Annotated in this window: 8 protein-coding genes; 5 read left to right on the forward strand and 3 right to left on the reverse strand. The window is 71.8% G+C overall.

Annotated features, from left to right (window positions below):
* The first annotated feature begins 195 nt into the window (after positions 1–195).
* A complete protein-coding gene (locus LCN96_RS23230) occupies positions 196–1,254 on the forward strand; it encodes a helix-turn-helix domain-containing protein (RefSeq protein WP_225274979.1) in 1,059 nt (352 codons plus the stop codon).
* Between the two features lie 115 nt (positions 1,255–1,369).
* Here the strand turns inward: LCN96_RS23230 and LCN96_RS23235 are convergent, their stop codons facing one another.
* The 3 genes from LCN96_RS23235 to LCN96_RS23245 all read right to left on the reverse strand — a co-directional run bounded on the left by LCN96_RS23235 (position 1,370) and on the right by LCN96_RS23245 (position 3,549).
* Positions 1,370–1,912: an RICIN domain-containing protein gene (locus LCN96_RS23235; protein WP_225274980.1), complete on the reverse strand. Its 543-nt coding sequence runs from the start codon at positions 1,910–1,912 to the stop codon at positions 1,370–1,372.
* A gap of 577 nt (positions 1,913–2,489) precedes the next feature.
* A complete protein-coding gene (locus LCN96_RS23240; RefSeq protein ID WP_225274981.1) occupies positions 2,490–3,005 on the reverse strand; it encodes a GtrA family protein in 516 nt (171 codons plus the stop codon).
* A gap of 34 nt (positions 3,006–3,039) precedes the next feature.
* Positions 3,040–3,549: an NUDIX hydrolase gene (locus LCN96_RS23245; protein WP_225274982.1), complete on the reverse strand. Its 510-nt coding sequence runs from the start codon at positions 3,547–3,549 to the stop codon at positions 3,040–3,042.
* A 131-nt stretch (positions 3,550–3,680) separates the two neighbouring features.
* On the opposite strand from LCN96_RS23245, the gene LCN96_RS23250 reads away from it, so the two are divergent.
* The 4 genes from LCN96_RS23250 (at position 3,681) to LCN96_RS23265 (ending at position 12,894) form a co-directional block, all read left to right on the forward strand.
* Positions 3,681–4,979, forward strand: a complete 1,299-nt coding sequence (locus LCN96_RS23250) for a hypothetical protein (protein ID WP_225274983.1) — start codon at positions 3,681–3,683, stop codon at positions 4,977–4,979.
* A gap of 105 nt (positions 4,980–5,084) precedes the next feature.
* Positions 5,085–5,903 carry a GNAT family N-acetyltransferase gene (locus LCN96_RS23255; protein ID WP_225274984.1) on the forward strand — a complete coding sequence of 273 codons (819 nt, stop codon included), beginning with the start codon at positions 5,085–5,087 and terminating at the stop codon, positions 5,901–5,903.
* 544 nt (positions 5,904–6,447) lie between these two features.
* Positions 6,448–8,745 carry a S1 family peptidase gene (locus LCN96_RS23260; RefSeq protein WP_225274985.1) on the forward strand — a complete coding sequence of 766 codons (2,298 nt, stop codon included), beginning with the start codon at positions 6,448–6,450 and terminating at the stop codon, positions 8,743–8,745.
* A 78-nt stretch (positions 8,746–8,823) separates the two neighbouring features.
* Entirely contained in the window at positions 8,824–12,894 is a 4,071-nt protein-coding gene (locus tag LCN96_RS23265; RefSeq protein ID WP_225276040.1) for a DddA-like double-stranded DNA deaminase toxin, read from the forward strand.
* Positions 12,895–12,934: the final 40 nt, after the last annotated feature.

Raw genomic sequence — 12,934 nt, forward strand, 5'->3', positions numbered from 1 at the left:
GAACGCCGCGCAAGCCGCCGCCCGCTGGCGACTACTAGGGGGCGATCAAGACGGCATGGCCACGCCGCCCGACGGCATTCACGGGAAGAGCTTCCGTGTAATGCGGATGCCTCGCGTTTCTGGCACTGTCGTCAACCACAGGGCAACCGGAACGGCCAGGAAAGCGCACCTCCCCATCCACCGGAAGGGAAGGACATGTCCCCTCGTTCTCGCGGCGTGCTGAGGATCGTCTTCACCTCCGAAGACCTCGCGCTCACCCGGATGGCGACCCGGACCGACCTGCTGTGGGAGATGCTGGGCAGCCTGCACCGGCTGCAGGCCCGCGACGGCGGGCAGACCATGGCCGGCTGGCGGCGGCAGGCCCGGGCCCGGCTGACCGAAGCCGGCCTGCTGGCGTCCGTTCGCTCGCTGCTGCTGCCGCTGGCGCCCAGGGGGCCGTACTTTCCCGACTTCCTCACCCCGATCGAAGCCCAGCTGGGCGACGAGCAGGCCCTGCAGGCGCTCGCGGACACGCCCGGCACGCGGATGCGGGCCGAGATGGAGCTGCTGCGCCGCACCGCCGGGCTGCCCTCCACCGAGCTGGCGGACCTCGCACGCGGCGATCGGCAGGCCATCAAGCGGCTCGGGCGGCTCGTGGCCGGCTACTGCGCAGCGGTGCTCACGCCGCACCGGCCGCAGGCCGAGCCCGCCCTCGCCCACGAGCGCACCCTCCTGCAACGGCACCTCGTCACGGGCGGCGCCGAACAACTGCTCGCTCACCTGTCGCCGGCGATGCGCTGGCGCCCTCCTGTGCTGGAGGTCGACTATCCGACCGGCCTGGACCGGGAGCTCCCCCTGCGGGGGCGAGGGCTGACGGTGATCCCGTCCTACTTCTGCCGGGGCAACCCGGTGGCGCTGGTGGATCCGGCGCTGCCTCCCGTCCTGGCCTACCCGATCCGCCGCCCCGGCCAGCGCCGCGCCGCCGGGGGTGAGGCGCTGACGGCGCTGCTGGGGCGCACCCGAGCGCACATCCTGAACTGCATCGTCCAGGCGCCGGGCTGCAGCACCGGCGAGCTGGCCCACCGGGCGCGGGTCTCGCCGTCCACGGCCAGTGAGCACGTCCACGTGCTCCGCGAGGCCAATCTGATCGCCAGCGCGCGGCAGGTCAACCTGGTGCTGCACTACCCGACCGAACTGGGCGCCGATCTGCTCGCCGGGTGGCCCGTCCGCGGCGCAGGGTCTTTCGGCGGACGCCGGAACACCCTCGCCCCCTGACGGCCGGCCGTGCGCCGATGACGGAACCCGCTGGACGCTTGGACGGCACGCGGATGATGGCGCGGTCGTGTGCACGGTCCGGCTCGCCGACTTCACCTTCGGCCTGGACCGTCCGTTACGAGGGCACTCTCTCCTGCCAGAGCTGGTTGAGCTTGCCGTCGCAGGGGAACTGCATGGCGTGCGCGCCGGGGTTGGTGCTCGCCCCATCGATGCCCAGGCACATCCCGCTGTTGCGGTTCCTCAGCGAGAAGATCGACGGGTCGAGGCCGCTGTGCTGGACCCTGATCCAGTCCTGGTTGAGAGCACCCGTGGGCCAGGCCTGGATGGCCCAGGCGCCGGCGCTGCTGCTGGCGTAGTTGATGCCGAGGTTCTTGCGGGAGCCGGCGTTCTCGTAGCCCAGCCATTCGCCGTCCGTGACCCTGCACCAGAGCTGGTGGATGTTGTACGAGCGGGGCCACTGTTCGAGCCAGATGCCGTGGTCGTTGCTGTCGTTGTAGGGCTGCAGATACAGGTTGGACTTGTAGTTACGGAGGAGCAGCCCGGGGTTGACGTTGCAGCCGCCGTCCGACAGTGCTTGGGCGGGCGCCGGGCCGATCGCCAGGACCAGCGCTCCTGCCATGATCGCCGCGGCGGCTCTTCTGGTACGGGTTGTGCGCATGGTGGTCTCCTCGCATGCTCGTCGCGGATCCCAGCATCGGCGCGCGGCCGTGGCGCGGTAAGAGTGTTTCGGCGTCCGCCGAAAGACGCAGGTCCTGGGCTTGTTCAGACGGCCAGGGCATGCGTGGTGACACCCCGCCCCCGCCGCGCGGACGGCCGCTCTTGTTGCCCGCTGATCCGTGCGGTGAGGCCGGGTTCGGCGATGATCGCCCGGTGCACGCGGGCGGCGCTGTCCGGGGTGGCCAGGGCCCGGGTGAGCGCGATCGCGCCCGCAGAGAACCGAGGACGTCGGCAGCAGGTCGCTTCGCCCGCCGCCGGGGTGCTCGTAGGCGTACATACTGCTGCGTGGAGTCAGGCGAGCGATGTCCCGACCAGGCTTGTGGCTCGAACAGCGTCATCGGCGCTCCTTAGCGTTGCAGCGATGCTGAGCGGGCCCGGTGGCTGGTGATATCTGCCGCGGACGTCGGCTGCCGGAAGCCCGGCCTTCCGCACCGCCACCGTCAAGTCCCCGGCCGGAACGAGGATCACCACGCTGGTCCAGCGCTACACCCCGTGAGCCGCCGCTGCATCCGTCGCCGTCAAGCCGCCTCCTCCTCCGCGGACTCGGGAGTGCGAACCAGCCGCATGCCGCCGGGCTGCGGCATCTCGTCGGGGAAGACCCACTTCCTGAACGCCCAGAACCGGAACACCATGGCGACCAGCGTGCCGATGACCTGCGCGCTCACGAAGTCGGCGATCTCCTGGGTCACCAGGCTCACATCCGGGGTCTCCAGCAGGAACACGTACCGGGAGATCCACAGCGGCGCGGAGCTGAGCAGCAGGCCGACGCCACTGACCAGGAAGAACAGCGCCGCCTCATGACGGCGCTCGCGACCGCCTCTGGTCCGGAAGGACCATTCGCGGTTCAGCACGTAGGACACGATCGTCGCCACGAGCACTGCGATGATCTTCGCGGTCACCGGCTTCGGTTCCAGGACGGTCAGCTTCAGCCCATAGAACACCGCGTTGTCCACGAGGAACGCCGTCCCGCCCACCACCACGAACTTCAGCAGTTCACGATGCTTCAGGACGAGGGCGTGCAGCGGTTCCGGCAACCTTGCGAGCACTGCGTTCGCTATTCGGAGCACCCTAGATCTTCTCACCACTCGAACGCCCTTGGGACTGGTAGCGGCGCAAGGCCTCCTGCCCGTCCGGGATGAACCGGTGCCGCCGCACGGCTTGGCTCAACTCCGCGCTCGTCAGCCAGCTCACCCAGCTCACCGCACGGGGATCGGGCGAGACGTCGCCGGTGACGACCGCTTCGTGCACTCCGAGCCAGTACGAGCTGATCTCGCCGCGGCACAGGAACTTGACCACCTCGCGCACCGGCACGTCGACGCCCAGCTCTTCCTTGACCTCACGCGCGGCTGCCGCCCGATAGGACTCACCGACCTCGACCGCCCCGCCGACGGTCACCTCGTAATAGCCGGGATACCTGGACAGCCCGTCAGCCCGCCGGTACACCAGGAACCTTCCCCGCTCATCGCGGCAGACGGTGGTGGCTTTGCGGTGCAGCCAGCCATGACGGATCGCGTCATCCCGGCTGACGACGCCCAGCACCTGGTCCTGATCGTCGACACGTTCCACGAGTTCGGTCACGGCGGCATGATCTCAGCACCCAGAGACCTGGACAAAAGGGCGTGGCCGGGGTCATCAGCCGCTTGGTACGGCCCCGGTCATGGCGGCGAACCAGCCCTATCTGCCCGGTGAGACATCGTAGGATCGGCGCCGTGGCGAAGAAGCGTAAAGCGAAGGCGAGCCCCACGCGCGGAGTCAGCGGTCACCCCGGCCGGCGCACGCAGCAACTCGCGGCTCGCCAGCCGTCGCGGGATGCTCGTTCTTCACTGATCGAGTCGCTGCTGGAGACCACCGGGGATCAGTGGTGGCCGGGCTCCCGGAAGGCGATCGTCCAGCGCCTCGCCGGCCTGCCCGCCCACTCGCCCCTGCGGCTGGAGAACGCCGTCGTCGACCTGGTCGGCGCGGAGATGTGGACACGCACCCAGACCGAGACCATGGGTTTCCACTGGGACCAGTACCTGGCCTCGCTGGCCGACTTCGTCCGTGACGAGATCCGGAGCGCCGCGCGTACCGGCAAGCAACTGGACGACCTGTGGCGGCTCCTGCACGGGCTCGCCGCGATGACCGGGCCGTCCAGCGGGCAGTCGCTGCGCCGCGACCTCGACCTCGCCGTCCGCCGAGCCATCGAGGACACCACGACGGCCTTGACCGAGGCCGGCGTCAAGCCCGCATGGCCGAGCGGGATTCTCCGTGCCGCTCCGGCCGGACAGCCTCTGCTGCTGACCGACGCGTACGGCTCGCGCCACGCGCTCCTCGCCCCCTTCGCCTGGGGCGAGGAGGATCCGCACTGGTACTGCTGGGACATCGACCGCTGCACCGGAGACCTGGTCGTGCACGCCGCCGTCTTCGCCTCGCCGGAGGACGCGCTCGCCGAGTGGCGAGCCGCCGTCGGGACGCACGCGGCGCCCACCTCCACCCAACCGGCCCGGTGCGATGAGGCCACCGCCCGCGACCTGCTGGATCCGCTGTGCCGTTTCGACCTCATGGACGCCCTGCTGCTCGGAAGCGAGTCGCACCAGCTCATCGCCGAGCGTTTCCGCCTGCGCCAGCGGGCCCGCGCCCTCTGCGAGTCGTTCACCGTCGCTCCCGCGTCCAAGCCCCAGCCGGACCTGAACGCGATCATCGACGACTTCGCCGCCTGGCTACGCGATCGAGCCGGCCACACGCCCGACCGGGAGGACATCGCCACGCTCGCCGACACCTGGTCCGGCCTCTCCGGACCGGGCTACCATGCCTGCTCCCCACACCGGATCGAGCACACCGTGATCCTCGTCGCAGAGGGGTACATCGAGAAGTACGCCGAGGCCAGCCTCGATCTGCTGCCGCAGTGGGTCGAATGGTGCATCGAACGCACCGGCCTCGCCGGCGAACCGGCAGAACGAGCCCGCCGGGCAGCCGCGAACAACCGGTGGGACGGCTCCGACACCATGGACCTGCGCCGCACCGAATAGCCGAACGCTCCCGGATGTCCGCCCCTTGCTACAAGCGCGTGAAGAGCACCTGTGATGGACCCGGTGGGGCTGTGGCGGCGTGATCGACGGAGTAGGTTCTCGCCTGTGAGCGATATCCGACTTCTCGGTCCCGACGACCTGCCCCTGTGCCGGCGGCTCGAAAGCGATCGCGAGTGGTCCACCGACGAGGCCAAGTGGCGGCTGATGTTCGAGGTGGGCGAGGTCTACGCCATCGACGCGGCCGACGGCGACGGCCTGGCCGGGTGCGTCGTGGTGACCCGTTACGGCGACTCGCTGGCCGACGTCGGCATGATGCTGGTCGCCGGCAGGTACGGCAGGCAGGGGCTCGGCACCCGGCTGATGGAGCACGCCCTGCGCACCGCCGGGGATCGCATCGTGGAGCTGACCGCGACCCGCTTCGGGCGTCCCGTCTACGAGCGGCTGGGCTTCCGGCCCACGGGCAGCCTGACGATCACCATGGGCCCGATGCGGGGAACGGCGCGGACGTCCGCGGTCCGCGTGGCCACACCGGACGACCACGCCGCGCTCCTCGACCTGGACGCCGAGGTCACCGGGGCCGACCGGAGCAAGGCGCTGACCGCCCTGCTGGCCATGGCCGAGCGCACGATCGTCACCGACGGCGGCTTCGCCGTGGCCTGGAACGCCGGCCCCCACCGTGTCATCGGCCCCGTGGTCGCGCCTTCTGAGGAAGCGGCCCGCGACCTCATCCTGGCCGCCGCTCACGACGCCGACCGCCCTGTGCGCATCGACCTGCTGGACGCGTACCCGGGTCTGCGCCCGTGGCTCACCGGGCTGGGGCCCACTGCGGGACCCGCGGCCCTGCCGACGATGGTCTACGGCGCGCACCGGCACCCGGGCGACCGTAGCCGATATGTCGCGCCCATCCTCATCTCGATGGGCTGAACGGACAGCAGGGCGTCGCACCAGCGGTCGGGTCGTGCCCGAGGGCAGCCGCCTTTTCCTGGTTCCTGCGATGTGGCGCAGTCGGTACGCCGCTGCCGGTGCGTACCGTGGACGAGCGGCGCTCTACGCCAAGATCGACCGGCAGGGCGCGGAGACAGCGACGAAGGGGCTGCTCACGACGGCGGCGTGGGAGTACCTCAAACGGGCCTTCGCCGTGGGGTTCGGCCCACGATCAGGTCCTGCTGACTGAGGTGCGCAGAGCGCTCTGACGCCGCTGACCCCGCATGCGGAGCCGACGTCCGCAGGTGAAGGGAAGACGGGCGATGACAGCGTCCGAGCAGCCGGGAGTGAGCCGCCGCACCTTCGCCCGCGCGTCAGCCGTCGGGCTGGCGCCGGCGGCGCCGCGGAGCTCCGGTCCCGGCGGGAGATGCCCGCCTCATGTCCGGGCCACGCCCTGTTTCGCGCACGGCGTGATCTTCACAATCGTGCCGTGAACCTCCAGCGAATCATCCGGTCATTACCCCTCACAACCCTCTCCCTGCTGATGATTGTCTCCTCGGTGGTGGCGACGCCGGCCCTGGCGGTACGGGGCGGCGGCCCGGTGGCCGACGGCACCTGGGGCTTCGTGGCGAAGGTGAACGTGGGTGAGACCCACAGTTGCACCGGAGCCCTGGTCAGCCCGCAGTGGGTGCTCACCGCCACCAGTTGCTTCGCCTCCCAGGGGCAGTCCATCACCAGCGGGGCGCCCAAGACCGCGACGACGGTCACGGTCGGCAGGACGGATCTGTCCGCCACGGGCGGCAGGGTGCTGCCCGTGGAGTGGATCCACCCGCACCGCGACCGGGACGCCGTCCTGGTCAAGCTGTCCCTGCGGGCCGTCGGCATCACCCCTGTCACGCTCGGCTCCGCCGCTCCCGTCACGGGGGACGCCCTGCAGGTCGCCGGCTACGGCAGGACCGCCGAGCAGTGGGCGCCCGACCGGCTGCACGCCGCGCCGGTCGTGGCCGGGGCCGTGGCCGCCGCCTCGTTCGGCTGGACCGCGGCGAGCGGCGGTGACGTGAGCGCCTGCCAGGGGGACGCGGGCGCGCCGGTGCTCCGCACGAACGGGAGCCGCGCGGAGCTCGTCGGGCTCAGCTCCGGCTCGGGGCAGGGAGGCTGCCTCGGCGCGGCAGCGGACGGGACGCGCGGCGGCGACGCGGTGCGGGTGGACGACCTGGCGAGCTGGATCCGCACGGTCGCGATCGAGCCCACCACGTCCTACACCCAGTACGCGGGCAGCCTGACCGGGATCGGCGGTTACGATTTCGACGACAACCGTGACCAGGCGGTGGCGTTCGACTACACGGGCTCCGGCAGACTGGACCACCTGGTGCTCTACCGCCCTGGCACGCAGATCGTCTTCATCGTCAAGCGGAACGCGGACGGCAGCTACGTCCCCGTCTTCTCCTCGACCACGGGCATCGGCGGCTACGACCTGAAGGACGGCCGGGACCGCATCGTCGCCTTCGACTACACGGGCTCGGGCAAGCTCGATCACCTGGTGCTCTACCGGCCGGGCGGGCAGACGGCCTGGATCCTGGAGCACGGTGCGGGCAACACGTGCAAGGCCGTCTTCCACAGCTCGGCCGGCATCGGCGGCTACGACCTGAACAGCGCCGAGGACCAGATCATCGCCTACGACTACGAGCACTCGGGCAAGCTGGACCATCTGCTGCTCTACCGGCCGGGGACCGGGATGGCCCGGATACTCAGGCACAGCGGTGCCACGTTCACGCCCGTCTTCGCCTCGGCCGACGGCGGGATCGGCGGCTACAACCTGAAGGACGCCCGCGACCGCGTCATCGCCTTCGACTACACGGGCTCTGGCAAGCTCGATCACCTGGTGCTCTACCGGCCGGGCGGGCAGACGGCCTGGATCCTGGAGCACGGCGCGGGCAACACGTTCAGAGCCGTCTTCGACAGCGCGACGGGCATCGGCGGCTACGACCTGAAGAGCACGGCGGACCAGATCATCGCCTACGACTACGAGCACTCGGGCAAGCTGGACCATCTGCTGCTCTACCGCCCCGGCGGGAAGACGGCCTGGGTGCTCAAACACGGCGCGGGCAACTCGTTCACGGCCGTGTTCCACAGCTCGGCCGGCATCGGCGGCTACGACCTGGAGATGGCCAAGGACCGCCTGATCGCCTTCGACTACCGCAGCACGGGCGGGCAGAGCCACCTGTTCCTCTACCGCCCGGGCGACCAGATCACCTACGTCGCGGGACGGGCGCTGCCGCCTGTACGGGTGGTCCCGGTCACCGTGACGCCCGTCATCGGCCCCGACTCCATCGTGGAGCGCTTCGGCTATCCCCTGAACTTCCCGCACGCCTTCGCGGGCACCTCCGGCCAGGCCGACTGGGGCACGGACGAGGCCGAGGCGCGCAACTTCGAGCTGATCTCCGGGAACGGCGGGATCATCTGGGTTTCCTGCACCGCGTCCCCCGAGAACGGGGTCGGCGTGATCAAGGTGTTCCCCGGCCTGCTGAACGGCGAGACCGAGATAGGCGAGCCGCACCTCGGCGTGACGGCGGTCTGCTTCAAGGTCCTCGGCTCCGGCGGATGGGTGAAGCTCCGGATCCCGAACGTCTACGAGGTGCAGGGCGACAGCCGCTCGCCGGGTGCCGGCCATGACGTGGACGCGACAGTGGTGAACGTGTCCTCCGGAGCGGAGCGGACCAAGCGCGTCGAGCGTGACGAGAGCGAGCAGTTCGGGCGTACGGACACCACCTGCGACGAGAGTCACCAGGACTATCCCGACAACTGCCGCGAGACCCTCCTGGAACTGCGGGTCGTCAGCTGAGCAACGGCCGGCCGGGCACACCCCGGCCGGCCGTTCAGCCCTTTCATCGACCGCGTGGACGGAATGGTGGACGTGAAAATGATTCGAGCGTTATGTGACAGGACTCCCGGGCGGGCGGCGGGGGTCATCGGCACCGTGCTCGCCCTGCTTGTCGTGGGCAGCCCGATGACCGAGGCCGCGGCTGCGGACCCGCCCGCCGCGCCGGTGTGCGAGCGCCAGGTGGTGCTGGAGGCGTGGGTCACGGGCGGCGTGAACGTGCGTCCGGCCGCCGAGCAGGCGCTGCTCGGGGACAGGGCGGCGATCTGCGCTCTGCTGGCCGAGCTGCCCGGGCTCGTGGCGCGCGACGACCGCGAGCAGGCCGGCCGCATCAAGGCCCACGGCGGGCCCGAGGTGGCCGCCGCCGCCAACGCCGCCCTGATGTCGGACGACTCCGGCGCCGTGGTGAAGTTCCTCGACGGCGGCTGGGAGAGCGCCAGGGAGATCGACCTGCGCGCCAGCGTGAACGCGATGAAGGCGGCGGGCGGGCCGGAGGTCAGGGCCGCCGCGAACGCGGTGCTGCGCAACGGGTCGCGGGAGGCCCTGGGGCAGTTCGTCGAGTCGGGCTGGCGGCTGCCATTCCGGCTGGACCTGCGGGCGGTCGTCAACCGGGCGATGGCCGGAGGCGGCCCGCAGGTGCAGGCGGCGGCGAACCGGGCGCTCCAGGACGGCAGCCTGGAGATGCAGGAGCGGTTCGTCCAGATCGACTGGGGCGTGGCCCAGGCCAGGGACAACGAGAGCCAGACCCTGAACGATCTGCGGGCGAGCGCCACGGAGGCGACCCGCCGCGCGGCGTTCGAGACGGTCTCGGCGGTCGCGCAGGCCGAGCGGGCCAAGGCCGAGGCGGCGGCGGCCAAGAGCGACGCGCAGGAGGCGGAACGCCTCGCCTCGCTGGCCGGGCGCGAGTCGGCGGAGGCCAGACGCCAGGCCCAGCGCGCGGCCGAGGCCGCCGACCGCGCCGCGATCGCCTCCAGCGTCGCCGTACAGGCCGCGCGGGCAGCCGCGGAGGCCGCGCGCGCGGCAGCGGGCGCCGCCGGGCGCGCGGCGACCGCGGCGGCGCGGGCGCACACGAAGTCCGACGAGGCGTGGGCGGCAGCGGCGGCAGCGGAGCTGGACGCCGAGGCCGCCGCGGCGGCGGAGAACCACAACAAGGTCATGCGGCAGATCGGCCCGCAGATCTCCGCCTGGCTCTCGCCCATCGACCAGATCACCGCCGTGACCCAGCAGGCCTACGCCGCGGTCGCCGCCGCCGACTCGGCGCGGGCCAACACCGAGGCCGCCGGGCGCGCGGCCGAGGCCGCCGGCCGCTACGCGGGGGAGGCCAGCGCCGAGGCGAAGGCCGCGTTCGCGGCGGCGGCGCGGGCGGGGGCGAGCGCGGAACGGGCGAAGCGCGCCACCGCCGAGACGGTGCGCCAGGCCGACATCGCCAAGGACGCCGCCGGCAAGGCGCGGGACGCCGCGACACGCGCGGTGTCGTACGCGGAGCAGGCGGCGAGCGCCGCCGCGAGCGCGGCCCAGCACGCGGGCAACGCCGTCAACGCGGCCGAGCTGGCGACGCAGCACGCCGACAACGCCTACCGCGCGGCGGAGGACGCGTTGCGGGCCGCCGAGACGGCCCAGGTCGTGTACAAGGCGGCGCGGACGGCGGACGCCGAACGACTCCGGCACGAGCTGGAGCTGGAGCTGTCGTTCGCCCGGCACATCAGCCAGAAGGCCGCGCAGGCCCGGCTGGGGGACGCCCGCGGCTTCGGCGTGCCGATCCGCCGCTATCACACGCCGCAGATCGACGCGCTGATCGCCGAGGTCGCCGACCCGCGGACAGAGGCCGCCGTGGCGGCCCGCAAGGCGCGGGAGGTGGCCCGCTACTTCGCGACCGTGCCCGGCACCTGGACCAGCTCGGCGGCCATGAAGGCGCTCGGCGAGGACGACGACGTCCGCGCCGTCGAGTTCGTCAGGAGCGGGCTGGCAGCGGCGCAGGAGCAGGACGACCGCACGACCCTGACCGGTCTCATGGTCACCGGCACCCCCGCCATGAGAGCCGCCGCGCAGCGCGCCCTCGACGGCGCCTGGGCCGGCGTCGTCGCCTTCCTCGACGACCCCGACTACCCCGAGCGGGCCGCCGAACAGCGGGAGCGGGTCGGCCGGATCCTCGCCGAGGCCCGCGACGCCGGCCACGCGCAGACCGAGGAGGCGGCGAACCTCGCCCTGCGCTCCGGCGATCCGGCCGCGCTGGAGGAGTTCCTGGAGGTCAAGCACAACACCGCCTACACGATGGACGTCCGGGCCAAGGTCGGCGCGATCGCCGGTGACGGCTCCCACGGCACCGAGGTGCGCAACGGCGCCCAGGTCGCGCTCGCCGGCACGACGGCGATGCAGGCCGAGTTCCTGGAGGTGGGGCGGCATCGCGCGGCCGAGCGGGACTACGCGACAGCGACGCACAACTACATCGCCACGTCCCTGATGATCGAGACCTCGCAGATCGCGCAGCGCGCCGTCGACTTCGCGCGCACCGCGCAGGCCGCGGCGGCGCAGGCCCGCGGCTCCGCCGAGGAGGCCATCGGGTACGCCGGCGACGCCGGCAGAGCGGCCGACCAGGCGCGGACGTTCGCCACCGAGGCCGTCGCGCACGCCCGCGACGCCGCCGCGTCCGCCGAACGGGCCGCGCAGTCCGTCCGCACCGCCGCCGCGGCGGCCCAGCAGGCGGAGCAGTCGGCGGGCAGGGCGTCCCTGTCGGCGCGCTGGGCCCGGGCCTCGGCGGTCTCGGCGGCACAGGACGCGGCCGGCGCCTACGCCGCCTACGACACCGCCTACGCGGCGCAGATCCGGGCCGGCCAGAGCGCCTCGGAGGCGGCCAGGATCGCCGCCGAGGTGTTCGAGCACTATCGGGAGGAGGCCCAGCGCCGCCTCAACACGCTGAAGGGGGAGTGGCTGGGGCACTGCGAATGGGGGCCGGAGGACGGCCTGCCCGGCTACAACGACTGCAACGCCTACGTGGAGAAGATCCTCAACGACCCCAAGGGCCCGCTGCACGACCCGGAGGGCTATGCGAGCAGGAACGCCGACAAGTGCCGGCGCCAGTTCGTCGGCAAGGCCCTGGACGCCTGCCTGTCCGTGGTCATGAGCCCGCTGTTCTCCTTCGCCAAGACGGGCATCTCCGACCGGGAGACCGAGACGCACCGGCTCGCCGAGGAGTACATCGCCCTGACAGGGCTGGACCTGATCAACGCCGCCTCCCAGTACTCGCTGATCGGTGACTGCAAGTCCGCCGCCACGCGAAGCGTGCTCAGCGCGGGCAAGAGCTTCTCCGACTGCATCAGCGGGGCCCTCGACCTGTCCGAGGATCCCGACTGGGACAAGTACGCGAGCCAGTGGAAGGGCACCTTCGTGGAGTCGCTCATCCCGGAGGAGCTGCGCTTCGCCGAGTACAACTCGGTCTGGGGGCCGATGTACCTGCTCCACCACCTGTCCGACCGGACCGTCATCGTGGCGACGTACGAGTCCGCGCTGGCGACCTCGCTCGTGCGGATGCTGCCGATCGGCTGCGTCCAGGACGGCGGGCACTGCCCGTACGAGGACGCCGCGTCCCAGCTCAAGGACGTGAGCGAGTCGATCAAGCGGCTCAACAACCAGGGCTACCTCGTCGACGAGTCAGGCCGGGTGCTCGACGCGAGCGGGCTGCCGATCGCGAGTCTCCCCCCGGCCGACGACCTCGGGAAGTGGGCGGAATACACGGTCGAGAGCGGGCTGCACGACGACCTGGCCGCCCTCGGACACCGCCTCGACCTGCTGTACAGGCAGCAGTTCGGGCTGCCCGTCGCGCCTCCGGCCTGGCACCTGGAGACGCAGCTCGCCTATCGCGTCGCCACGCGCGAGGTGGCGCTGCGTGACTCCACGCTGCGGCTCGTCATGAACAACCCGGGCGGGGTCTGCGACGCGGTGCCGATCAGCGGCACCGGGCCCGACCGGCAGCGGCAGGCCGTGGCGGGGTGCGTCCAGGCCGTCAAGCTGCTGCTGCCGGCCGGCACCACGATGATCATTTACTATCCCGATCCGGACCATCCTGCGGAACTGCTGGAGGTGACCGTGCACGGGGCCGGGCGCTGGCTGGACTGAAGCCGCCGGTCGTCCGTGAGCGCGGGGAGGGCGCGGTCGT

It is taken from the genome of Nonomuraea gerenzanensis (assembly GCF_020215645.1).
Lineage (GTDB): Bacteria > Actinomycetota > Actinomycetes > Streptosporangiales > Streptosporangiaceae > Nonomuraea > Nonomuraea gerenzanensis.